This is a genomic window from Bacillus sp. FSL W8-0645 (genome assembly GCF_038007905.1).
Classification (GTDB): domain Bacteria; phylum Bacillota; class Bacilli; order Bacillales; family Bacillaceae; genus Bacillus; species Bacillus pumilus.
The window spans coordinates 459061-481874 of record NZ_JBBOYC010000001.1 but is presented as its reverse complement, the minus strand read 5'-3'; the positions used below and the strand labels follow the sequence as shown (position 1 = coordinate 481874).

Here is a 22814-nt window from a genome sequence, read left to right as displayed (position 1 = left end):
TATTATAGCAGACGTGGAGATGCGGTTCTAATGACGGATTATTTCTTCAATCGTGTGATGATTTCGTTTGTGACTTCTTGCGTTTGATAAACGCCGCCGATGTCTGCCGTTAAAAAGCCATCTGCTGTGACTGATTCGATGGTTTCGAGCAGATGTGTGCCCAGTTCTTCCTCTCCGAAATGATCAAGCATGAGTTTAGCGGTCCAGATTTGACCGATTGGGTTGGCGATTCCTTTTCCCGCAATGTCTGGTGCTGATCCGTGTACAGGCTCAAACATGGATGGGTATTTGCCATTTACATTGATGTTGGCGGCAGGCGCTATGCCAATACTTCCCATAATAGCTGCCCCAAGGTCTGTCAAAATATCACCAAACAAATTACTGGCAACAATCACATCGAATTTTTCTGGTCTTGTTACAAAGAAGGCTGAGAGCGCGTCAATGTGCTGTGAGTCTGCTGTCACCTCTGGATAATCCTTTGCTACGTCTTGAAACACTTCATCCCAAAAAGGCATGGTATGAACGATCCCATTCGATTTGGTTGCACTCGTCACATGCTTTCGCCTTTTTTCTGCTAATTGAAAGGCAAAACGCATCGCACGCTCTGTCCCTTTTCTTGAGAATACCGCATTTTGAACAGCAAGCTGATCTTCCCCTTGATACATACGGCCTCCAATTTCACTATATTCACCTTCACCGTTTTCTCTGACAACTAGAAGATCGAAATCCTTTGGCTGAGCAAGCGGTGAGCGAATGCCGCTCAGCTGTTTTGCAGGTCTGACGTTTATCACCTGTTCAAATTCCCGCCTAATCTCAATAAGCAGTCCCCAAAGTGATACGTGATCCGGCACTAAATTGGCATCTCCGACTGCCCCTAAGAAAATGCTGTCAAAGGCTTTCAATTGATGTAATCCATCCTTTGGCATCATCTCGCCATGCTCTAAATAATATTCACAGCTCCACGGAAAATCCCGAAAGGTAAAGGACAGACCGCCATGCACTTCTGATACCGCTTTCAATACTCGTATGGCTTCAGGTACAACTTCCTTCCCAACCCCGTCACCTGGTATCGCCGCAATTGAAACATGCTTCATTTATTTCTCCCCCTTCATTGTAGGTCGACCGTCGACCGTTTAAATTTGAGTTTACTAGAGAGTACATGTTCTTTCAATGGATAAAGGCACTTTTTTGATCAAAGCGCCTGTTTATCCTGCAAAAGCATCGAGGGTTTCTCCTTCTTCCTCCCCGTACCTTTTTTATCTGAAAGCAGCAGTCCGCCTAAGGTCAGTGCCGTTCCGAGTATCGACATGAGGGTCAATCTCTCATGAAGAACGATCATTGAAATGACCATCGTAATAATAGGAACGCCATAAATATACACACTCGCTTTCACCACACCGAGCGTTTTCACTGAAAAGCTCCATGTTAGAAAACAAATGGCAGATGCGAACAGGCCTAAAAACAATAAGTGAAAGGCAAACGACGGGTTCGTCAATCGCTCCCAGTCTATATGAATTTTAAAATGCCAGATCAGGGGAAGCATCCAGAGTAAGCCGTAAAAAAAGACACGTCTCGTCACTTGAATGATATGGTATCCATATTGGTTGATGATTTTCGATAAAATAGAATAGAAGGCCCAGACAATGGTCGCCGTTAATGCTAGCGCATCACCGATTGGATTCAATTGGAACGTCGTCATTCCATTAAAGCTAATCAGTACAATTCCTGTCATTGCGATGAAAAAGCCTATGAAAAACCGGCGATGCAAAGGCTCATCTTTCAATAAAAAATAAGCCAATAAAAATGAGAAGAATGGCACAACCGAGCTAATGACTCCTGCATTCGAAGCGAACGTATAGGTGAGAGCGACATTTTCTAAAAAATAGTATAAGACCACACCACATAACCCTGCGAGCGCAAACATCGCTTCATGCTTTTTACGCTGCACCTTCATAGTGACTGGGTATATCAACATCAGAGCGAGATATCCAAGAAAAAAGCGGAAAAATAATATTTCTGTTGGAGAAAAAGCCGTTAACAATATTTTGGTTGAGATAAAGGTCGATCCCCATAGAAAAATGGTGAATATGGCCGCTAGATGACCAAGAAGCTGGTTATTTTTCATCTACTGTTACCTGCTTTGCAAAAATGTGCTGATATTGCCCTGGTGTGAGCCCAATAAATTCTGAAAAGAAATGACTCAAATGACTTTGATCAGAAAAACCCGCGGAGACTGCCGCATCTACAGGCTTCACTCCTTTGGCGAGAAGCTCCTTCGCATAATTCACTCTCACTGTTTGTAAATAACGATACGGCGTGATCCCTCTGTACTTTGTAAAAGCACGCAGAAGTGAGTATTTATTCATGGAGACAAGCTCTCCTAAGTCGTCTAACGATATATTTTCCGTAAGGTGTGTTTCAATATATTGCTGTGCGTCTTGGACTTTCTGTTCGGCAGCATGCGCTGCTGATGCTTTTTCCTCTGATGTATCAGCATAGGCTTCAATCAACTGCTTCATAAAGAAATAAAACGTTTCCTGTTTATTCAAAGCTAGGGCTTCTTCTGTCATCATTTGATGAAGATCATATAATGGCTTTGTCAGTTCACTTTGTGAAAACACAGGGGCTTTAAAGTGTGGCTTGTGCTGAAACATCTTCTCTATCACATCTGCTTCTATATTTAAACAACGATAATCTAGTGTCCTGTGATCAATCTGCTCGCATGCGTGATTGTCATATGGATTGAAAAGAAGAATGTCTCCCTTTTCAATGATGTATTCTTTATTTTGGCAGATCAAACGTCTTTGACCATCCTCAATAAATCCAATCACATAGTATGTATGAAAATGATTCGGGAATTTTTGCATGATGCCATGAAAGCGATACGCCTCTATTTGCAAGTCCTGATCAAAATGTACCGTTCGTTCTTCTTGTGTTTTCATGTCGATCCCCTCTTTCACTGAACTGATCATTAGTGTAGCACACCCTTTTTCTCTTGAATTGTACGATATTGACTTTTCCGATGCAGGCTTGCCTAGAGGGAAAAACTTGGATAACATGAGACAAAAGATGATGTGTAAATGAGGGAATGACAGGATGAATTCATTCGAGATGGAAAGACCAGCACCATACCATATGCAATTTTATGAACAGCTGAAGCAAATGATATTTGATGGACAGTTTCAGCCGGGGGAACGTATCAATGAGACACAGCTTGCCAAACAATTTGGTGTAAGTCGATCACCAGTGAGAGAGGCGATGAGGCTTTTAGAAAAAGATGAGCTCTTGATCGCTGATCATCGGTCAGGCTACTCTGTCTATACGTTAACGGAAAAAGATGTCGAGGAGCTTTATCAAATTCGGATCGCCCTAGAAACGCTTGCTGTTAAGCTTGCATGCAAGGAAGCCGCGCAAAGAGAGCTGGAGGAAATTGGGCATGTTCTCACGCAGGCAGACGAAGCAATCAAGCAGCAGCTGGCATCTAAAGACATCGTCCAGTTACATGAAGCCTTTCATCAAAAAATCATTCTAGCGAGTCACAATCACCGCTTATGTAAACAATTGAATCATGTGAATGCACTCATTCATTTTTGCCGCATCTTTCATTTTAGCGGCGGGGCGCGTGCTGAGACGATTCAAACAGAGCATGCTGCCATTTATTCTGAAATGAAAGAGCGCCGCTCCACAGAAGCCGTTCAAGCGATGACGAATCATTTGTTACATGATGTGATGCACTTAAAGCAAGTACTCTCTGAAACAAACACGGATTAAGTGATTTTTCCTTTTTCCCAATTTTTAAGCATTACATGAACATATTTTGAATTTTTCGTAGATTTTAGCATGTCCAGACGATCTTTCGTTTATATTAGAAGATGAGAAATTAGCTTTTATACAGGAGGATTTGTCTATGCATACAAGTATTAGCCGTCTTCGAAAGGCGGGTTTTATTGAGGGTATGTCTCTTTTAACCCTTCTTTTAATTGCCATGCCTCTGAAATATTTTGCGGATATTCCGATGGCAGTCACCATTGTAGGCTCTCTTCATGGCGCATTGTTTGTCATCTATATGCTTATTTTGGCATATGTGACCTTTAAAGTTCGCTGGCATTTGAAATGGTCGATCGCTGGTTTTTTTGCGGCGTTCATTCCTTTCGGCAACTTCGCCTATGATAAGGTGCTCCGCCAGTATGATACAAAAGCTTAATCAAAAAAGGGCTAAAACGAAATTCGTTTTAGCCCTTTTTCTCCTTTTCAGCGTGATAGAAAACCTTTGCAGTCCTAGGAAGGGCGGTTACTTTTGCGGAGCGAATTTGACATTCGTGAGCACCAGCACGCAGGACTGACACCGAATGCGAGGGTTTGTCTACACGCTGAAGTATTTTTTAAATCGATGCATATTTCACAATGGCTGCTTGACGCGTCATTTCGTGATATGCCACCCATAATTCATCACCCGGCAGTACGCTAGTGATTGGATCGATTGGCTGTTTCACTTCATACATCATGCCATCTCGCTCAATCTGAATGATCGCTAGCGGCTGGTTGCCGATGACACCAGCAAATGCGACATGGGTCACTTTTGCACTTCCTTGTTTCTCTTGCATGAGACTGATTTCTTTATCCAGCTCTTCTTTTTTTGTCTGCATCGTGATTTGAGTTCCTGGCGCGACCTCCATATGATCAGGGATGAATTGACTGACCGTTTTTGTGATGGACTGATCTCCGCTAGAAACTGTCACATCTAGCATGATAGGTTTCTGACCATGAATCGTGACTGGATATTGCTTCACCCGCTGGATGGTTCCTGTTAATGTCACGTCTTTCCCCGACCGATTCCGCACTTCATGGCCATAGGCTGCCATTTTCAACTGACCGCTGATGTCGACGAGGTCGGCTTTTTCTCCTGTTCTAAATTCAAAACTAGCGGCTTGAATCATCGGAATGGTATACCTTTTCTGATCTGCTTCAAATGTAAGCGATAAGACAGTGCCTCGTCCTACGGTTCCATATGATTCTATATTTCTTAAAACAGCGCCTTTGATGAACTTTGGTTCACTTGTCTGTGAGAAGTCCCCCTCTTTTAAGAGCATCGCCTTTTTCTTCTTCGGATTGTAGAGAATGGCGATACGCTGACCCGGCTGTGGTATCTGTGTATAGGATACAACCGTTTTTACTGTCTTCTCGATGTTTTCCCCATCATATTGAAATTGCAGCTGCATTTTGACAAGCGGCTGTTCGTTGATGTAGGTACCCGTTTCTTTGACAGATACTATATTGGCTTCTAATGTGACACTGTCCTTGATCTTGTTCTTTCTCACCAGTCTCAAAATCGGCGGCAGGAAGATGGCTAGCACAAATAACAGCAGTGGAATAAACAGCCATATCGCCCAGTTGAGAATGAGCGGTCCGCCTTTCATGACATATTGCATAAAGGTGTCAACAGACGTTTGGTGAGCAGGACTGGCGTTTTCGATTGAGATCATTTTTTTCAAAGGAAATTCCTTTAGCTCTTTGCTCTTCGTCTCAAATGCACCCGTTAATTGATTGTCGATTGAATAATAGATCCAATCGCTTTTCACATTTTTATTGAAAGAGAGTCCTTCTCTTTGTAACGTTTCATATGAAAACGACTGCAAAAGCTTGCTAACAGACGTCGCCTTATTCGTGCGGTGGTTATAAATATAACCAGTCAGCTTGCCTTTTGCTTCGTCCTTTGCTGTAGAGCCTGCAAGAAGAACTTCTTCCTCATTAAGCTGGTAGAGAAGGGTTTGATAAATCGGTTTTGGTGTTGGGACGACTTCCCCAAGCCTTCCCTCTGCATTCACTTTCCTTGGTCTTTTTGGATAGTTAGATTCGACAGCGACTGCAACATTTTGGGATGTTCCGATCGTTTTTTCCAGCTGCTGCTCCACTTTATCTTCAATGAGGCTAAACGGTTCAGCGTTTTTGGAGACATAGACCCCAAGCTGATGCTTATCGTTTGAAACTCCGCTGACATATGCCTTCTGGTCATTTTTTAAAGTCAATTCAAATATAGGTATAGGCGTCTGTCCTCTAAAGGAATTCATGACGGCATCGATGGAAACGGGTCTTGCTGGCAGCTTTAGCTCGTTGAGATTGTGCACATGAAACTGACCATCCTTTAGCTCACCGAGGACCGCAGCGGCGCCTTCCATTTCTCCCGTAAACACAAGCCGTCCATACCATTGATATGTATTCGTTTTTAAAAACGAGGGTATCTGTAGATTTTGCTTAACGAGCTCTTTCTTTTCTCCGCTCGGCGTTAGTTTCTCGATCAATAGCTGCCCCTCTTTATTTTTTAAAGCAAGTAAGAGATTGTTACCTTGAATGGATGGCAGCATTTCATTAAACGAATCGCTTGCTGTGGTCCATTCACTGATTCTTTTTCCTGATTGAGGATCATACATGGCAAAATGGAGCTGCTGGTTTTTTGATACAGCACTCACCACTCGTTTTCCTTCATCAAATGTAAACATTCGTTTGACGTCATAATCCGTCGCTTTCCCTGCTGACAAATCATCTTGGTAATGGTTCCACACCAAGACACTAAGAATGATCGCTGGAATAAAGAAGACAATATACCTGAGGAAAATCACTGGTATTCTTTTCACTTGATCGCTTCCTTTCATGAGGTTCCTTTATCTTATACGTCAGTGCAGCGAGAATGTTTCAAGCGCTAGAAGAATACCATTCTAACCCCTAAAATCCATATTTTACAAACTTGGTTATTTGCGATAAAATCCAATCATATTCATAAAAGGAGTTATCTCATTGGATAAGCTATCATCTATCATTCTAACAGCTTGGCTGCGTGTTCCCCGTTGGCTCAAACAATGGGTGCTCGTATCCATTACCATTTTCTTTTTTTATATGTGCTTTGTAAAGGGGCTGACTAGCTGGCATACCTTGCCGCCCATCACTTTACTATCATGTATCATCGGTTCCTTCTGCATTTGGCTGTTATGGCTAAAAGGTCAAAAAAATAAGTGAAATGGGGAAAATCATGAAAGAATCCATCAGTTATTTTGCTATCTCTTTTGTTCTGCAATTGGTTTGGTTTGGCATTGTGCACCCAAATAAAGGCGTGACACTCTTGGACATGTTCATTTTTTCTATTTTGTTTGCGGTGATGTTCTTTTTTATTCAGAAGATTTGGCGGTATCAGAAGAAAGGTCGAAGTGAGTGATCATGAAATGAACTCAATGAAAAAGGCTGCCAAATAGATGGCAGCCTTTTCCTTGCTTTTTTCATGCAAATAAATAATCAATGTGTGATCTCCGTTAAGGAGTGTATGAATTAAGATTCGATCATATCAGTGTGTCATATGTGTTCCGAGTGAACCTACGTTTGAAAGTAAACGCCATGGAAGTTCTGGATAACAAGACAACGAAAGCCCTACCTCTCATTCGTCCTTACGGCTCCGAAGCCGTGCCAGTGTGAATTGTAAATCAAAACGTCTTTTTTCCACTCTTCCGCTTTTATAGGGGGCGGGTGCAGAAGGAAAAGAATAAGTTTGTTCGCTTTAACAGCGTCTCGTTCTTATCAAGTAGAAGCTCTATTGCTTCTCATTATGTCATAGAAAAAAGAAAGTTTACTTTCTTTATTTATTTGCTTATTTCAACACTTAATATAAAACTATAACACATCCCCCCATCTTACGCAAGTGTTAAAGTGATAATTCAGCTGGAGTACGGTTTCCTTCATTCATGTAACGAATGGAGGTTGGATCAATCTTCAGAATCACTAGGTTCGGATCATCTTTTCCTTTAAACCATTTCTCCATCTCCTCAGACCAAAGGCGGTCGATCAGTTCTGGATCATCGGTTAATGTGGCGGTACCTGCGATTTCTGCATACGTGTCACCGAATCCTTCACCTGAATAACCAATGAGAATATGGACATTCGGGTTTTTTTCAATTTCGTCTGCTTTATGTGTTTCTTTGCTTGTTGGTGTATATAATGTCAGCCCTTCATGGAAAAAAGTCATGTAGCGGGTATGCGGCTTATCCTGTTCAACGGTCGCCAGTGTTCCGACCTTTTGTTCATCTAATAGATTGAGTACCTTTTGTTTTAATTCTTCTTGTGACATATCGTTTCACTCCTTCAAATTTCATCCGTACTCTTAGGTTTCCACGACAATCCATTCATTAAACAAAGAAATGTGTTTTTCATAAAAAGAGATCTTCTGGCTGATGCTATAGAAAACAGGCTCAATGAAGGGAGAAGTTGAACATGCCTCATGAAACGATGTTCCATTTAAGTTCACTTGTCATTGCGGCAGTTGTTGTGGGCATTATCGTATGGTCTGTCTCATCTGTGCAGAAGAATCGCAAGAAATACTAAGCGCACCGCCCAATCAGGTGGGCGGTGCGCTATTGATCATGTATTCATAAAGGAACCGCCGTTGACGTGAAGTGTTTGTCCTGTCATATAAGACGATTCGTCAGAAGCAAGCAGCACATAGCAGCCGACATGCTCTACAGGCTGTCCTGGTCTTCCCATTGGGGTTTCTGCCCCGAAGCTTTCCACACTATCCTCATCAAATGTAGATGGAATGAGCGGCGTCCAAATTGGACCTGGCGCTACACCGTTCACCCGAATCCCATCTTTCACAAGCGACTGTGCCATAGAACGCGTAAAGCCATTGATGGCGCCTTTTGTCGCCGTATAATCAATCAGCACTTTGTTGCCTCGATATGGGTTAATGGATGTTGTATTAATAATTGTACTTCCCGGTTTTAAGTAATCCAGTGCTTTCTTCGTAAAATAAAAATAGGAATAGAAGTTGGTTCTAAAGGTTTGGTGAAGCTGTTCACTAGATATATCCTGAATCCGTTCTTTCGGATGCTGTTCAGCCGCATTATTCACTAAAATATCTAATTGCCCAAAGGCTTCAACCGTTTTTTCTACCGCTTTCTCGCAAAAGGCTTCGTCACCGACATCTCCTGCAATCGTTAAACATTTGACGCCTTCCTGTTCTACGCGCTTTTGCGTATCCTTTGCATCCTCATGTTCATTTAAGTACACAATGGCGACGTGTGCCCCTTCTTTTGCATAGGCAACAGATACAGCACGTCCAATTCCACTATCTCCGCCTGTAATCAGTGCGACTTTCCCTTTGAGCTTGCCAGACCCTTGATATGATTCATCCTCAAAGATCGGCGCAGGATTCATTTCCCTTTCACTGCCTGGCTGCTGATCTTGTGTTTGGCGCGGAATGCCATTTGTTAAATATTCACGTAAATCCATGTGTAAGCTCCTCCTTGATTTGTTGATGTATCCTTTCATTACCACCTCATTTTTCCACTCAAACATCCCTGTGCGGCACAGATGCGTTTTTGTAAATCAGTATGTTTCAAGATGGATAAAATCGGTTACTTGATCATTAAAAAGGAGCGTTCTCACATGCTGTCAACCATTTCGAAAACCTTTAGCAAACCAAAAGGCTGGCTCGGAAGCATCGCAGGCTTCATTATGTCAAAAGAAAATAAAGCATTGAATCAGTGGGCCATCCAGCACTTAGATCTGACAGATGGTGAAAACATTTTGGAAATCGGCTATGGACCTGGCTACAGCATCAAACATATGCTTAAGCATTATGAAGATCTTCACATTGATGGGCTGGATGCCTCCTCCACCATGCAGGAGCAAGCACAGTCCCGCGTCAGCAAACGGTCAAAAGACAAACAGGTCCGGCTGTATGTAGGAAAAATCGAGAAAACACGTTTGCCGGGAGAGCAGTATGACAAAGTACTGTCTGTGAACAACTTTACGATTTGGGATGATCCAAAGACTGGTCTACTCAACCTTTATCACACGTTGAAACCGGGCGGAAAACTCGTCATTGTGATGCAGCCAAGAGAAAAAGGTGCTGATGCGAGCCGGACAAAAGAGATGGGTGAAAACATATTGAATGATTTACAGTTTGCGGGGTTTGACCATTTTTCTGTTGAGTATGAGGAAATTCGTCCAACGCTTGCTGTCTGTGTCACAGCCAAAAAGCCGAGAAGCGAATAAGCTCTAGGCTTTTTTTCTTACCACTTTGCCTCTTTAACAAATTGATAGAACAACTGATGTAATTTCTGTTCAATGTCTCCCTCTGATCCATGACCATAAAGCGTCATGCTTTCCTCACTTTCAATGATGGATGAACTGATCAGACTAAACATTTCAGACCCTTCCTTGCCAAGCTCTTGCGGCGCCAGCATCATGAGCATTCGTGACATTTGCTGCTGCCCGCCGTCCATGCTTTTGACCTCGTATGCCTGATCAAGATCATAAATATGAAAGATTGGTTCCTTGATGAATGTATGCTTTAAATGAAAAAGAGCAAATTCTGTACTAGGAATCCCTAAACCGCCTTGCTGTTCACGTTCTAGTAAACCACTTGCTACCTCATCCGCATGTATGATAAATCCTTCCTCTTCAAGCTGACGAAGCAGCTGCCTGATTGTTGCCTCATGCTGCGGCATCGCCTTTCTATTTTCAATGGTGAAATGGGACAAGATGCTGCGAATCACAGACATGTAATTCGTCACCCGCTCTGCAACCGCCATCATATTAACGGATTCTTGTACCGATTCTTTGGCAGCTTCTTTCATCCTTTTTTTCTCAATCATATAAGGGATCTTTCGTTTAATATGAGCCTTCACACGCATAGCATCATCCTCGTTTAAGAGCGGACTGACCATGATGTAATCGATATGCTCATATGGGATAGGAACGGTCGAGACAATCATGTCATAGCTTGATGCATCGATTTCTTTTAGTTCCATCAAGGAAGACAGATCGAATTCGGCGATCTCTGGCAATTCTTTTTTTAACCGAGATGCGAGCATTTTAGAGGAACCGATCCCGCTTGAGCACACGACCAATGCATGAATGTTTGTTTCTTCTTTTTTGATTTCAAGCACTGAGCCAAAGTGAAGCACAATAAAGGCGATTTCATCCTCTGGAAATTCGATCTCTGGAAAGAAACGCTCGACTCCTTCTTCAATTGCCATGAAAAGCAAAAAGTAGTCCTTTTTAATTTGTTGTGTAAGTGGATTATAGATTCTCATCTTTTCCTTTAAACGGTTCATGGCAGGTTCGAGATGAGACACGAGTCCCTCATACAATGAATCATTCTCATTTAAATGATAGCCGGTTTTATTAGAAATAAAATCAATGAGCTTCTTCGTTCTGATCGCGATATCCAGCTCGATTTCATCAAGACGGTATTCTTTTTGAAAGCTACGATTGGCACTGCGCAGATGGATCGTCATATATCCGACCTCTGCTTCAGGAATCTCCACATTAAACATGCGTTCAAGCGCTCTTGCAATTCGCAGTGATGATTCAAATTCTTTCGTCCGCTTTAGTTCAAGCAGCTCTTCCTCTTCCATTCGAATGGTTTCGCCAAGCTGAATCCGTTCGATAGCATAGGTTAAGTGAACGACAAGCGCAATATAGGCACTATCCGATAAAGAGAGTGACAGGCGATTTTTCAAATGAAAGAGAAGTCTTTCTACCTTGAGCAGCTGCCCTCTGCTGACAACGCCAAACACTTTTTCCGTCGCTTTCGTTCGATGCTTGATATTCATTTCAATCGTTTCTAAAAATAATTGAATATCGAGCCGATCTACAATGAGGTTGCCGACAATCTTTCGTTTTGCTTCCTCCGGTCCTTTTAATTCAATGCCATACCCACGTTTTCGGATCAGCCGCAAACCGTATGGCGCGATCCACTCCGTCAGTTCATCTAAGTCATAGCTGATGGTCGCATTTGTAACCTGCAAATCGGAAGCGAGTGTATATAATTTCACCGGTTCCTTTGCTTCAAGCAGCGCACATAAGATTAAGAGCTTCCGTTCGTCAGAGCTATATTCAATTTGATCCTCATTTGATATATGAGCAAGAAGCCGCTGTTTATCCTCCTGTTCACCGACTGCCTTCAAGCCTTTCCCCGGCTGTTTATCTAGTGAAAGATCATAATTCTTTAATATGGGTTTAATCGATTTTAGTTCTCTATGAATCGTCCTTGTACTTACCTGAACAGAATCGGCTATCTCACGAATGGTGACATAACGATTTTGCTGAATGATGTATTTGATGATCTTCTGTTCTCGTGCCGTTATGTACATGAAATGCCTCCTTCTGCAAAAATAGGTCTATTGTCGCACCTTAATATAAAACGCTTTCAACAATGATGCAATCTTAAGTTGATCTGACTTTGGCACATAGGCTGTGACAAAATTAAATACAACGTCTGATCATACATTTCTCCAAAATGACGGTCCATAATCCTTTTGATGAAATTGAACCTTTTGTTCATGAAAAGGCAGTGAACCCCCAGCTTTTAAAGAATACGTCGGATTGTATATTGGAGAGCCAAAGCAATAATCCATCGTTCCTTCTTCCGGGCGGAAGATGACGGTTCGCATTGTTCCAAACAGCTCCTCATAATTGTGTACAGCCAGACCATCAGGATATTCTGTCTGAAACAGCTTAACAAGAGAATCACTTGTTTGTTGTTCTTTTAAAGCCTCTATTAGCATGTCATACCTGACAACAGAATGATGTTTCGTCACCCCTTTTGCTGTTTGATCAGCAATCGGATGATTTGTGGCTGCAATATAACCTTCCTCCGGTCTTCTCACCATTTTGCGGCCATCAATGATTTCAATCACAGCCGCTTCTCCTTTTCGATCGGCAAGCATGAGGTGAACATTTGAGGCAACGGGCATTTCCTGAATAGAGCGAATGGCTTCCTCAACCGTTCTACAGTTTTCCAGAACAGATCGAATCACATGATACACTTGCAAGCCGGCAACTGCTGGAGGCTTTAAACCGGGTTCATTTCCAACCGGCGGACCACAAGCAGAGAATGTGACAGAAAGACCATGCTCATTCATCCCATCAGATCTGCCAAACAAGAGCAGCGACGAGCCTGTATGATATGCCAAGCCCTTCACATGTGTCGTCACAAGACGCATATCATCAAATATCGGGGAGAAATCATAGTTACGCAGCATGACCGTTTGTTGACCTGCCGCCTTATTTCCCTGCCTCACACAGTGGGAACAGCCTGGCTGTAGATGAGATGAATAGAAAAAGGTCAAATAGCGCTCATCTAATTGCAGTTCATCACAAAATCCAGCAATCTCTTCTTCTAATTGGGGAAGATATGGGCGCATCAGCTGCTTCGTTTCTTTCACAGCCTCTTTTGCTAGCGGTTCTGTTCGAATGTATTGTGTCTGTAGCCATTGCTTCTTCTTCATCCAGACAGCCTGCTGTTTTCCCACTTCATAAGCGGTTCCTGTCATTTCTTGAAAATATGCACTGATTTCCTCCATGCCTGCACACCTCTTTCGCTTTCGTTTCTTTTATCATATCGAAACCCTCCTTCATTTAAAAGGACGAAAAAAACTGCAATCCCAATGGATTACAGCTGGTTACAGGATTGTTGAAGCAATGTTTTTGCCATTGTTTCATATCCTTTATAGTTCGGATGAAATTGATCAATCGATAAGTACTCATTTTCATGTCCTTCAAACGCCCGATACACATCCACAACCTCTACATGCGGATTTGCAGCAAGCGAGCGAAGCTGATGATTGTATTGCTGAAGCCACCGCCCGGCTATTGGTATTTGCGGAAAAGGATTATATAAATTCATGAGATACACGCAATAGGGCTGCTTTTGCCCTCTTTTGATCTGAGCGATTTCTTGAATCATTTTGCTGAAATTTGCTTGGCAATGCAGCGTCGCTTGCAGCAGTTTCTTTTCATCTTCACCCTTTTCATACTGCTGAATCGCTTGAACAAGGTCATTCCCACAGCCTGTAATGGTGATGATGTCAGCTGCTGCAATAGCACGCCTCACATCAGATCGTTTGAACAGCTGAAAAATCTGATCCGTCGTTAACCCTGACTTTGCAAATACAGACAGCTCGACTGACGCATGTGCCTTTTTTTCAAGCATCCACTGATACCGCTCAGCAAATCCCCCGCCAAATAAACGTGCCCCCACCCCAACTGTTAAGGAATCTCCAATCGCAACATAGGATCGTCCCACTCTTATCCCTCACTCTCTCCTGCCTTCTCTTATATATACGAAATCGGAGAACAGATGCTTGTAGCAGATGACTTAGAGGCATTCATCTTTTTTTCATGAGACGTCTTTACAAACTCTTTACTTGCGAGATCGACTGATTTTTTGTTCAATAAGAATAGGGTTTTTATGGTGAAATCCGTATCTCCAGCGTTTCAGAAAAGTTGACAAACTTTTTATCTCGATTTCAAGACTTTATACCTTGACTTCAAACTACATTGTGATTACAATAAAAATATCAGTTTTTATGTAACTGTGCTTGTTACATCTTTAATCATAGCATTCCACTATGATTAAAGATGCCACATATTCAGTGTATCTTTGGGATACGCTAAAAAAACCACTGAAACAGAAAGGATTGAATAAACATGGCAAAAGTTTTATACATCACTGCACATCCGCATGATGAAACAGTTTCTTACAGTATGGCTACTGCTAAAGCATTTATCGAATCTTATAAGGAAGCAAATCCAAGTGACGAGGTTGTACATATCGATTTGTACAAAGAAAACATCCCTCACATTGATGCAGATGTATTCGCTGGCTGGGGCAAGCTGCAATCAGGTGCTGGTTTCGATACACTTTCAGCTGAAGAGCAAGCGAAAGTTGCTCGACTAAACGAATTAAGCGATCAATTCGTTTCTGCTGACAAATATGTATTTGTTTCACCACTTTGGAACTTCTCATTCCCACCAGTTCTTAAAGCATACATCGACTCTGTTGCTGTAGCTGGTAAAACATTCAAATACACGGAGCAAGGTCCTGTTGGATTATTAACAGACAAAAAAGCTCTACACATCCAAGCACGTGGCGGATATTACACTGAAGGTCCTGCTGCTGAACTTGAAGCAGGTCACCGTTACCTTGGTACAATCGCGAGCTTCTTCGGAATTCCTTCTTTCGAAGGTCTTATCGTTGAAGGTCACAATGCTGAACCTGCGAAAGCAGAGCAAATTAAAGCAGATGCGATCGAACGTGCAAAAGCTTTAGGTAAAACTTTCTAATAAACTGAACGCGAAAAGCCAATGATCTTAACGGTCATTGGCTTTTTATTTATCTAGATGAAAGCCTAATTCTCTGGAGATACCGCTCGCGGCTTTTTTGACTTGTTCAATTAAGTATGGAAGACGTTCCTTTTGATAACCTGCTTCAAACCCTGCAATGCTAATACCTGCTGTGACTTCTCCAAGGTGATTGAATATAGGAGCTCCAACCGCAGCTGTATAGTTTTCAAGCTCCGAATAACTTAACGTATAGCCCCGCTCATTTGATTCTTCCAGTATGTTTCGAAGAACCTCTTTATCTGTAATGGTTCCGATTCCGATTTTCCCTAGCTCAATCGAATCGATATAGGCGATTCTCTCGTTCTCTGGTAAAAAGGAGAGAATACTTCTCGCGCAGGCTCCTGCATACAGGGGAGAGCGCCTGCCGACGGCGGTGTAGAGACGAACAGGCTGCGTCCCTTCAATTTTATCCACGTAAATGGCTTCGTCTCCTTCACGAACGATGAGCTGTACAGCTTCTCCCACTTCATCCCGCAAGCCTTCCATAAATGGTCTTGCAAGTCTCCGAATATCAAGACGATCCGCCACAAGCTGACCGTATTCTAGAAACATCAGTCCTAACCGATAAGCACCTGAATCTTTCTTTTCTAATAATCCCATATCGCTTAACGAGCTCGCCATCCGGTGCACAGACGTTTTCGGCATGCCGGAAAGCTCAATCATTTCATTCAATGTTAATTGGTCACGTGTGATAAACAGCCGCAAAATCTCCATTGATTTCACGACGGTTTTATTTGTGTTCTGCATGTCCATCCCCTTTTTCTAAACGAAGGCTTCCAGCTTGATTCTGGCACCCAGCTCCTTCAGTTCTGCTTCTTGCTTAAATAGCGCCTGCTCTGCGTCCTGATGATCGATTCGCTTAAAATACAAATTCGCCCCAGGCATCGCTTGTGCAATGAGCGGCAGATCGACCGTCGCAACTTCTCCAATCCGCGGGTATCCGCCTGTTGTTTGCCGATCTGCCAGCAGAATAATCGGCTGACCGTCAGGAGGAATTTGAATAGAACCAAAGGCAACCGCCTCAGAAATCAATTCAAGCTTTTCTTTTAAATGAACCGGCTCCCCCTTCAAACGGCAGCCCATGCGATCTGATTGAGGCGTGACCTGAAAAGGCTGTTCGAAAAAGGTGCTTTGAGATGATTCTTGAAAAAAAGAAAGGTGTCTCCCTGGCAGCACCCGAATCACGGGCGATTTCCGCAACGGTAAAAAATGCGTATAACTTACAGTCCAATCGGGTGCGCTGTACGCCGCCTGTTTCAGATTGCTTTTGAGTCTATCAGACAATCGATTTGCTACGAGTGATGGCTTTCCAATGGACAGGACGTCTCCTTTTTCAAGCGGACGTCCGTTCAGTCCACCGATTCCTGCTCTCACATAGGTGCTTTTGCTCTCCATGACCGGCTCCACATCGAATCCACCCGCCACAGCAAGATAAGAGCGGCAGCCCCTCTTACAAGGACCAAAGGTGAGCGTGCTTCCTGATCGAACAAAGAGCGGTTTCCATAAAGGGGCTGGCTCTCCATCGATGTCGATCTCTACATCAGCGCCAGTCACTGCAATAAGCGCATCCTTTTGACACGTCAACACAGGACCCGGCCCCATTAATGTGATTTCCAGTACGGCTTCGCTTTCCTCGTTGCCTGTGAGAATGTTGGCAATTCTAAGCGAGAGCGCATCCATGCCGCCGCTCGTTAAGACGCCATACTTTTGATAGCCTTTCCGCCCTTTATCTTGAATGGTTGTGAACATTCCTGGCTTGATGACATGAATACTCAACGTTCTGCCTCCTTCATGCTGAAAAATTCCTTTTCAGACATTTGGACAAATCTGACCTCGTCCCCTGCTCTCAATAGACTTGGGACTTTCTCGTCTGGTCGAAAGAGTGGCAGCGGGGTTTGTCCAATGAGCTGCCAGCCACCAGGTGTGGAAATGGGGTAAACGCCGGTCTGCTTTCCCGCAATGCCGACAGATCCTTTTGGAATGGACATTCTCGGTGTTTCCCTGCGCGGGGCTGCGATCTTTTCAGAAAGCCCGCCTAAAAACGGAAACCCTGGTGCAAATCCAATCATATAGACAAGATACGTCCCTGCGGTGTGAATACGCACGACTTCTTCTGGTGTTAAATGATTGATCCGGGCGACTTCTTCTAAATCAGGACCCAGCTCTCCCCCGTAGCAGACCGGTATGTCGATGGTGCGGCGCTTAGCCTGAACACCCTCCTGCCATTTCTCTTCAAGGAGTGTTTCAATATAGCTTTTCACCCATTCATACGGAGACAAATCTTGTTGTTGAAGATGGGCAGATTGATAAACGGTGTACGGCTCGTAAAAAACAGTCACGTTTGTAAAGGCTTGAACAGCTTCCACATATCCGGCAAATGGATGCTGTTCAATACACGAAAACAAATGCACAACACGCTCATGAATTTCTTCACATATGTCTGTTCCTGCTTGAATCACGATCGCTGCATCTCCTAGCGGGTGGAAGGTGATAGAATTTTTTATCGTTGAAAATGCCACTTGAGGACCCCTCTCTTTCTAAAGCACACCGAGCTGTTGATCTCGTTGATCTGTGATGAACATATGCCCAGGTGCATGGGTAATCGCAATGTCTGGTTTTGTATGCATGACAATGGCTTGCGGCGTCACACCACATGCCCAAAACACCGGGACCTCTCCTTCTTTGATCACGGATGGTTCTCCAAAGTCCGGCTGATCCACATTGGCAACTCCGATCATCGCTGGGTCACCTATATGAATGGGGCCACCATGAACTGACGGGAACCTAGACGTCACTTGTACACTTCTTGTGATCTGATGCGCCGGAATAGGTCTCATGCTGACGACCATCGGGCCATGAAATACCCCTGCCCTTTCACAAGCGATATTCGTTTGATACATCGGAACGTTATGACCGTTTTCAATATGGCGAACAGGGATATCATTCAGCATGAGCGCATGCTCAAACGTAAAACTGCAGCCGATGAGAAAGGCAACCATATCATCCTCCCAATAAGCAGAGATATCTGACACCTCTTCTTGAAGAATCCCTTTTCGGTAAATACGGTATTTAGGAAAGTCCGTACGAATATCCGCTTCGGGTGCAGACCGTCTCGGCACTGGATCACCCGGCTCCAGTACATCAAGCAAGGGGCATGCAGCGGGATTGCGCTGACAAAACAACAGAAAATCAAAGGCAAGTTCTTTTTTGACGATCATTAAATTGGCTTGAGCATATCCCTCTGCTAGACCAGCCGTTGGTCCTGTGACTTCTTTTTTACGAATCAACTCTCTGATCTGTGAAGTCTCATATGTTTGATAGATATTCATTCGATTCAGCTCCATAGTTTTGGAATTTCATTGATGATGGTATACCCGCCCATCATTGCCATGATGACAACGACAAATGCGCCTGATACTGTCAAAAAGAATGGATGTCGATAATCCCCGACAATGTCTTTCTTATAAGCCGCTACCAGCAAGGTGCCAAGCGCGAGCGGTAAGATCAATGCATTGATTGCCCCAACTAATATCAATATGTTCACAGGTCTTCCGATCGTAATAAAACAAATGGTCGAGAGGGCAATAAAGCCGATGATAATGCCACGTTGATTTTGCTCAATTTTTGGTGAGAAGGTTTTAAAGAAGGAAACTGATGTATATGCTGCTCCAATGACGGACGTAATCGCCGCAGCCCACATAATAATCCCGAACATTTTATATCCGATATTTCCTGAAGCTAGTTGAAATACAGAGGCAGGCGGGTTGGATGGATCAATCTGCAAGCCTTTTGCGACAACTCCTAATGTAGCAAGAAAGAGTGCTACACGCATGATGGACGTAATGAGGACACCGAAAATAGAGCTTTTCGTCACTTGGGGCAATGCTTCCTTCCCCTTAATACCTGCATCCAGCAAGCGGTGTCCGCCAGCAAAGACGATATAGCCGCCTACTGTTCCGCCTACAAGTGTCACAATGGATAAAATATCAATTTTCTCTGGGACAAATGTTCTCACTGCCGCTTCTCCAACTGGCGGTGCTGTTGAAATCGCCACATACAGCATTAGGCCAATCATGACAAAGCCCGCTATCTGCGTGAAACGGTCCATTGCTTTTCCAGCCTCTTTGATCACAAAGATCAGAATAGCAATAACAGCACTGACCCCTGCACCGATTCGCGGATCGACTCCGAAGATGACCTGAAAACCGAGACCAGCACCAGCGATATTTCCGATGTTAAAGGCAAGTCCCCCAATGACAATCAAAACGGCCAGAACATACCCAAGACCCGGCAGAACCATATTTGCAATATCCTGCCCTCGTTTTTCTGACACGGCGATGATGCGCCATACATTGGTTTGCGCAAAAATATCTAACAAAATAGAGATGAGAATGACAAACCCAAAGCTAGCCGCAAGTTGCTGTGTAAAGACAGTCGTTTGTGTTAAAAATCCCGGTCCGATGGCGGACGTCGCCATTAAAAAGGCTGCGCCCATCAGCATAGACCGGTTCCCCTTTGGTGCCTTCGTGTGCTTGACTTCCTCTTTTTTCATGCTGTTTCCCCCTTTGATGACGATTTTTATTGAAAGGCTTTGAGATGAATGCTCGCTTCTTTTAGCTTTGATGTAATGGTTTTGGCAAATTGGAGCGCATGGATGCCATCTCCGTGAATACAGACCGTATCTGCTTTAAGCGAAATATCTTCTCCTTGAACGGTATGAACCTTCCCTTCTCTCACCATACGAACAACCTGCTGAACGGCCAGTTCATCGTCTTCGATGAGTGCATGCGGTTCGCGGCGGGATGTCAGCGTCCCGTCTGCTTGATAGGTCCGATCAGAAAATACTTCATGCGCTACTTGAAGACCCATTCTCTCACCTGCTAACGCAAGTTCACTGCCTGAAAGCCCGTATAATACAAGACTTGGATCGACATGATACACAGCCTTCGCAATTGATTCAGATATTTCAGTATTCTTAGCCGCCATGTTGTACAGGGCGCCGTGTGGCTTGACATGCTGCATGGTGCCGCCTTCTGCCTTGAGGAAGGCTGAGAGAGCGCCAATTTGATAGATAACGAGATCATAGGCTTCCTCTGCTGAAATCGCCATTGGACGTCTGCCAAATCCGACTAAATCTTGCAGACCCGGATGCGCACCAATTTGTACCCCTTTATCTAATGCCATTCTAACGGTTTTTCTCATCACCGTTGGATCTCCTGCATGAAAACCGCAAGCGATGTTGGCTGAGGTGACATATTCTAAAATTTGTTCATCTGAACCGATTGTATATTGACCAAAGCTTTCTCCCAAATCACAGTTGATATCTACTTGATACATAGGATCCCTCCTTGTTGTTCCGAATAACGGAATCTAAGGTCCGAATATTCGAATTTATATTGATTATATCAACTTTGGACAGATTGCACATGACATTGTCAGAAAACATAACAATAGAACTAGGAGACATAAAAAAGCGAGAGGATATGGGACTGACCCCCGTTTTTGAGACAGGGATCAAAACACCTTTATACAGCCAATTGCCGATAGTTTATCGGTGATTGGTTGTTTAGTTTCGTTTGAATACGAATGTTGTTATAATAATAAATGTATTCTTTGACAGTGCGTTCTACGATGTTGGTCGTAGTGCGGTCAATCCTGTTAAGATAGAACGTTTCAGACTTTAGTGAGGAATGAAACGATTCGATGGAGGCATTATCAGCGGGCGTCCCTTTACGGGACATGCTCATGGTAATGCCTTTTATATGAACAGCTTTCTGATACTCGTAAGATGTATACACAGAACCTTGATCGCTATGTAACACGCAATTCTCAGGCAGTGCTGGGAGCTGATTAAGTGTGTTTAAGATAAAGTCTGTGTCCTGCTTATCACCAATCGTAAAAGCAATCACTTCTCCATTATATAAATCCAATATACTGGAAAGGTACAATTGTTTCTGTCCATAAGGCAAATACGTGATGTCCGTTACTAGTTTTTCAAGAGGGCGATCAGACTGAAAGTTCCGATCCAGTATATTACCGGCCACGGCATAGGGCTGCCCATTCTTCTTACGCTTTTTCATTTTAACCCGGCATTGCCACTGGTTTTTCTGCATGATACGTTGAACAGTTTTATGGTTAATATGCATTCTCCTTTTTAGTATGGCTGTGATTTTTCGATAACCATATCGATATTTGTGCTTTCGGCACAACGTGCCGATCTGTTTCTCTAGTTGTCTTTTAGAATGATTCTGAGTCAGATTCTTTTTCCATCTATAATACGAAGCGCGTGAGACGCCTAAATGGACACAGATGTCCAGTACCGTCATCGTTTTGTGAAATTCTTCTACCAGTTTGATTGACGTTTCCTTATCAACTTCCTTTCCAATTCGTTGTACTTTTTTAAAACTTCATTCTGTTGACTCAAATAGCGATTTTCTGCCTGCAGTCTCTCTAATTCGGAAGAGTACTCGGGACCCTTTCCATAGGTATATTGTTTTCCAACAGGCTGTTCGAACCGGTGTGTATCCCCAGCTTTATGCCACCTCACCCATGTCTGAACCTGCGTCTTATTCTTGATATTCAATTTCTGCATGATCTCTTTCATAGGTACGCCTGCCAATCTCATTTCTACAGCCTTCTGTTTGACTTCAACCGGATAACTCACTCTTGTCCCCATAGAAAAAACACCTCCATGTTTTATTTCGGATCACAACGATCCATTTTCAAACTTGAAGGTGTTTTTTATTTGTCTCATCTTACGGGGTCAGTTCCATATCGCCTCTCGCTTTTTCATCATGTTCTTTATTTAGACAGCACCCAATGCTGGATCGCTTTTGCTACCCCGTGCTCTGTATTAGGAGCCGTAATCCAATCAGCCGCTTCTTTCACAACTTCTTGCGCATTTCCCATCGCAATGCCTAATCCGGCTTCTTGAATCATCGCCATATCATTTAGGCTGTCGCCAAGCGACATGACATTGTCCATCGTACAGCCAATGCGTTCTGCTACCTTTGCAAGAGCTGCCGCTTTGTTAATGCCAGCTGCATTGACTTCGATATTGGTTGGACTTGAATTTGTAATCTCTAGATGACCATTTGTTTTCAGTGTATTGAGCACTTCCTCACGAACGTTATCGTCATGAATTTCAAAGCCGAATTTCAGCCATTCGTGGTCATGAATTCGTTCTGGGAATTCACCTCTCCACACCTTCTCCACAGTGGAAGCCCAGTAATCGGTTTCGTACCTATTTTTTAGATCCCACATCATTTGGACATGATCAGGATGCAATAGATCTCGTTCGATCAGCTGGAAGTTTGAATCCCAGATTTCACTTCCGTTTGCTGTCACAAGGTAAGAAGACAGCTTAAGCGGCTCAACCAGCTCTCGGCATGTCATCAGCGTCCGCCCTGTGCTAATCACCACATGGACCCCTTTTGCTTCAGCATCTTTAATGGCTTGTTTATTTTCCTCTGGAATGACATGTTCACCGTTTAACAGCGTGCCATCCATATCAATAGCAATCAATCGGATGTCTTTCTTATCAGCTTGTATGGACAAATTGAGTACCCCACTTTGTATCATTTTTTGTAACTATCTTTATTTTAATATAAAGAGGGAGATGGCACAAAGGGACGAGT

21 protein-coding genes are annotated in these 22814 nt (G+C 43.4%); 4 read left to right on the top strand and 17 right to left on the bottom strand.

Features of this window, described 5'->3' with window-relative positions; translation table 11 throughout:
* Window positions 1-38 precede the first annotated feature (38 nt).
* The 3 genes from NST39_RS02330 to NST39_RS02320 all read right to left on the bottom strand — a co-directional run bounded on the left by NST39_RS02330 (window position 39) and on the right by NST39_RS02320 (window position 2942).
* Window positions 39-1094, bottom strand: a complete 1056-nt coding sequence (locus NST39_RS02330) for a tartrate dehydrogenase (RefSeq protein WP_341026792.1) — start codon at window positions 1092-1094, stop codon at window positions 39-41.
* A gap of 98 nt (window positions 1095-1192) precedes the next feature.
* Window positions 1193-2125: a DMT family transporter gene (locus NST39_RS02325; RefSeq protein ID WP_341026791.1), complete on the bottom strand. Its 933-nt coding sequence runs from the start codon at window positions 2123-2125 to the stop codon at window positions 1193-1195.
* Entirely contained in the window at window positions 2115-2942 is an 828-nt protein-coding gene (locus tag NST39_RS02320; RefSeq protein WP_106066450.1) for an AraC family ligand binding domain-containing protein, read from the bottom strand. The genes NST39_RS02325 and NST39_RS02320 overlap by 11 nt, the downstream gene beginning before the upstream one ends.
* A gap of 154 nt (window positions 2943-3096) precedes the next feature.
* On the opposite strand from NST39_RS02320, the gene NST39_RS02315 reads away from it, so the two are divergent.
* Both NST39_RS02315 and NST39_RS02310 read left to right on the top strand, forming a co-directional pair.
* Complete coding sequence (locus tag NST39_RS02315) at window positions 3097-3771, top strand: GntR family transcriptional regulator (RefSeq protein WP_106066451.1); 675 nt, start codon at window positions 3097-3099, stop codon at window positions 3769-3771.
* A gap of 136 nt (window positions 3772-3907) precedes the next feature.
* Window positions 3908-4204 (top strand): DUF3817 domain-containing protein, encoded by a 297-nt coding sequence (locus tag NST39_RS02310; protein WP_003214125.1) that lies wholly within the window; start codon window positions 3908-3910, stop codon window positions 4202-4204.
* Window positions 4205-4382: 178 nt separating this feature from the next.
* Here the strand turns inward: NST39_RS02310 and NST39_RS02305 are convergent, their stop codons facing one another.
* From NST39_RS02305 to NST39_RS02295, 3 genes are all read right to left on the bottom strand, one after another.
* Complete coding sequence (locus tag NST39_RS02305) at window positions 4383-6632, bottom strand: hypothetical protein (protein WP_341026787.1); 2250 nt, start codon at window positions 6630-6632, stop codon at window positions 4383-4385.
* Between the two features lie 1055 nt (window positions 6633-7687).
* Window positions 7688-8110: a pyridoxamine 5'-phosphate oxidase family protein gene (locus NST39_RS02300; RefSeq protein WP_003213986.1), complete on the bottom strand. Its 423-nt coding sequence runs from the start codon at window positions 8108-8110 to the stop codon at window positions 7688-7690.
* 290 nt (window positions 8111-8400) lie between these two features.
* On the bottom strand, window positions 8401-9270 hold the full coding sequence (locus tag NST39_RS02295; protein WP_034664026.1) for an SDR family oxidoreductase: 870 nt from the start codon (window positions 9268-9270) through the stop codon (window positions 8401-8403).
* A gap of 156 nt (window positions 9271-9426) precedes the next feature.
* On the opposite strand from NST39_RS02295, the gene NST39_RS02290 reads away from it, so the two are divergent.
* Window positions 9427-10038, top strand: a complete 612-nt coding sequence (locus NST39_RS02290; RefSeq protein WP_268507500.1) for a class I SAM-dependent methyltransferase — start codon at window positions 9427-9429, stop codon at window positions 10036-10038.
* A 17-nt stretch (window positions 10039-10055) separates the two neighbouring features.
* On the opposite strand, the gene NST39_RS02285 is transcribed toward NST39_RS02290, so the two are convergent.
* The 3 genes from NST39_RS02285 to NST39_RS02275 form a co-directional block, all read right to left on the bottom strand.
* Window positions 10056-12143, bottom strand: a complete 2088-nt coding sequence (locus tag NST39_RS02285) for a BglG family transcription antiterminator (RefSeq protein WP_341026784.1) — start codon at window positions 12141-12143, stop codon at window positions 10056-10058.
* A 129-nt stretch (window positions 12144-12272) separates the two neighbouring features.
* Window positions 12273-13355, bottom strand: a complete 1083-nt coding sequence (locus tag NST39_RS02280; RefSeq protein WP_113768582.1) for a C45 family autoproteolytic acyltransferase/hydolase — start codon at window positions 13353-13355, stop codon at window positions 12273-12275.
* Window positions 13356-13444: 89 nt separating this feature from the next.
* Window positions 13445-14077, bottom strand: a complete 633-nt coding sequence (locus NST39_RS02275) for a GDSL-type esterase/lipase family protein (RefSeq protein WP_126741434.1) — start codon at window positions 14075-14077, stop codon at window positions 13445-13447.
* A gap of 404 nt (window positions 14078-14481) precedes the next feature.
* Here NST39_RS02275 and NST39_RS02270 point away from each other — a divergent pair, with 404 nt between their 5' ends.
* Window positions 14482-15117: an FMN-dependent NADH-azoreductase gene (locus NST39_RS02270; protein ID WP_003214444.1), complete on the top strand. Its 636-nt coding sequence runs from the start codon at window positions 14482-14484 to the stop codon at window positions 15115-15117.
* Window positions 15118-15162: 45 nt separating this feature from the next.
* Here the strand turns inward: NST39_RS02270 and NST39_RS02265 are convergent, their stop codons facing one another.
* The 8 genes from NST39_RS02265 to NST39_RS02230 form a co-directional block, all read right to left on the bottom strand.
* Window positions 15163-15924, bottom strand: coding sequence for an IclR family transcriptional regulator (locus NST39_RS02265; protein ID WP_217012716.1), 762 nt, complete (start codon window positions 15922-15924; stop codon window positions 15163-15165).
* Window positions 15925-15939: 15 nt separating this feature from the next.
* Entirely contained in the window at window positions 15940-16953 is a 1014-nt protein-coding gene (locus NST39_RS02260) for a 5-oxoprolinase subunit C family protein (protein WP_113768578.1), read from the bottom strand.
* On the bottom strand, window positions 16950-17696 hold the full coding sequence (gene pxpB, locus NST39_RS02255) for a 5-oxoprolinase subunit PxpB (RefSeq protein ID WP_111913428.1): 747 nt from the start codon (window positions 17694-17696) through the stop codon (window positions 16950-16952). Before pxpB ends, NST39_RS02260 begins: the two co-directional genes overlap by 4 nt.
* A gap of 18 nt (window positions 17697-17714) precedes the next feature.
* The gene (locus NST39_RS02250; protein WP_341026771.1) at window positions 17715-18506 is read right to left on the bottom strand and encodes a putative hydro-lyase; all 792 of its coding nucleotides are present in this window, start codon (window positions 18504-18506) and stop codon (window positions 17715-17717) included.
* A gap of 5 nt (window positions 18507-18511) precedes the next feature.
* The gene (locus tag NST39_RS02245; RefSeq protein ID WP_065098812.1) at window positions 18512-19729 is read right to left on the bottom strand and encodes an NRAMP family divalent metal transporter; all 1218 of its coding nucleotides are present in this window, start codon (window positions 19727-19729) and stop codon (window positions 18512-18514) included.
* A 26-nt stretch (window positions 19730-19755) separates the two neighbouring features.
* Complete coding sequence (locus NST39_RS02240) at window positions 19756-20514, bottom strand: LamB/YcsF family protein (RefSeq protein ID WP_065098811.1); 759 nt, start codon at window positions 20512-20514, stop codon at window positions 19756-19758.
* A 188-nt stretch (window positions 20515-20702) separates the two neighbouring features.
* Window positions 20703-21853, bottom strand: a protein-coding gene (locus NST39_RS02235; RefSeq protein ID WP_341026768.1) for an IS3 family transposase whose coding sequence is annotated in 2 segments (ribosomal slippage) — window positions 20703-21580 and window positions 21580-21853 — 1152 coding nt in all. Because the reading frame shifts where the segments join, the coding sequence is not laid out codon by codon here.
* A gap of 125 nt (window positions 21854-21978) precedes the next feature.
* Window positions 21979-22758, bottom strand: coding sequence for a Cof-type HAD-IIB family hydrolase (locus tag NST39_RS02230; RefSeq protein ID WP_445662375.1), 780 nt, complete (start codon window positions 22756-22758; stop codon window positions 21979-21981).
* Between the last annotated feature and the right edge of the window lie 56 nt (window positions 22759-22814).

Coding starts and splice junctions, on each gene's coding strand:
- NST39_RS02295 (WP_034664026.1), bottom strand. CDS start 9,270: ATGGATTTACGTGAATATTTAACAAATGGCATTCCGCGCCAAACACAA.
- NST39_RS02290 (WP_268507500.1), top strand. CDS start 9,427: ATGCTGTCAACCATTTCGAAAACCTTTAGCAAACCAAAAGGCTGGCTC.
- NST39_RS02315 (WP_106066451.1), top strand. CDS start 3,097: ATGAATTCATTCGAGATGGAAAGACCAGCACCATACCATATGCAATTT.
- NST39_RS02265 (WP_217012716.1), bottom strand. CDS start 15,924: ATGCAGAACACAAATAAAACCGTCGTGAAATCAATGGAGATTTTGCGG.
- NST39_RS02285 (WP_341026784.1), bottom strand. CDS start 12,143: ATGTACATAACGGCACGAGAACAGAAGATCATCAAATACATCATTCAG.
- NST39_RS02330 (WP_341026792.1), bottom strand. CDS start 1,094: ATGAAGCATGTTTCAATTGCGGCGATACCAGGTGACGGGGTTGGGAAG.
- NST39_RS02270 (WP_003214444.1), top strand. CDS start 14,482: ATGGCAAAAGTTTTATACATCACTGCACATCCGCATGATGAAACAGTT.
- NST39_RS02320 (WP_106066450.1), bottom strand. CDS start 2,942: ATGAAAACACAAGAAGAACGAACGGTACATTTTGATCAGGACTTGCAA.
- NST39_RS02245 (WP_065098812.1), bottom strand. CDS start 19,729: ATGAAAAAAGAGGAAGTCAAGCACACGAAGGCACCAAAGGGGAACCGG.
- NST39_RS02230 (WP_445662375.1), bottom strand. CDS start 22,758: ATGATACAAAGTGGGGTACTCAATTTGTCCATACAAGCTGATAAGAAA.
- NST39_RS02325 (WP_341026791.1), bottom strand. CDS start 2,125: ATGAAAAATAACCAGCTTCTTGGTCATCTAGCGGCCATATTCACCATT.
- NST39_RS02250 (WP_341026771.1), bottom strand. CDS start 18,506: ATGAATATCTATCAAACATATGAGACTTCACAGATCAGAGAGTTGATT.
- NST39_RS02310 (WP_003214125.1), top strand. CDS start 3,908: ATGCATACAAGTATTAGCCGTCTTCGAAAGGCGGGTTTTATTGAGGGT.
- NST39_RS02240 (WP_065098811.1), bottom strand. CDS start 20,514: ATGTATCAAGTAGATATCAACTGTGATTTGGGAGAAAGCTTTGGTCAA.
- NST39_RS02300 (WP_003213986.1), bottom strand. CDS start 8,110: ATGTCACAAGAAGAATTAAAACAAAAGGTACTCAATCTATTAGATGAA.
- NST39_RS02280 (WP_113768582.1), bottom strand. CDS start 13,355: ATGGAGGAAATCAGTGCATATTTTCAAGAAATGACAGGAACCGCTTAT.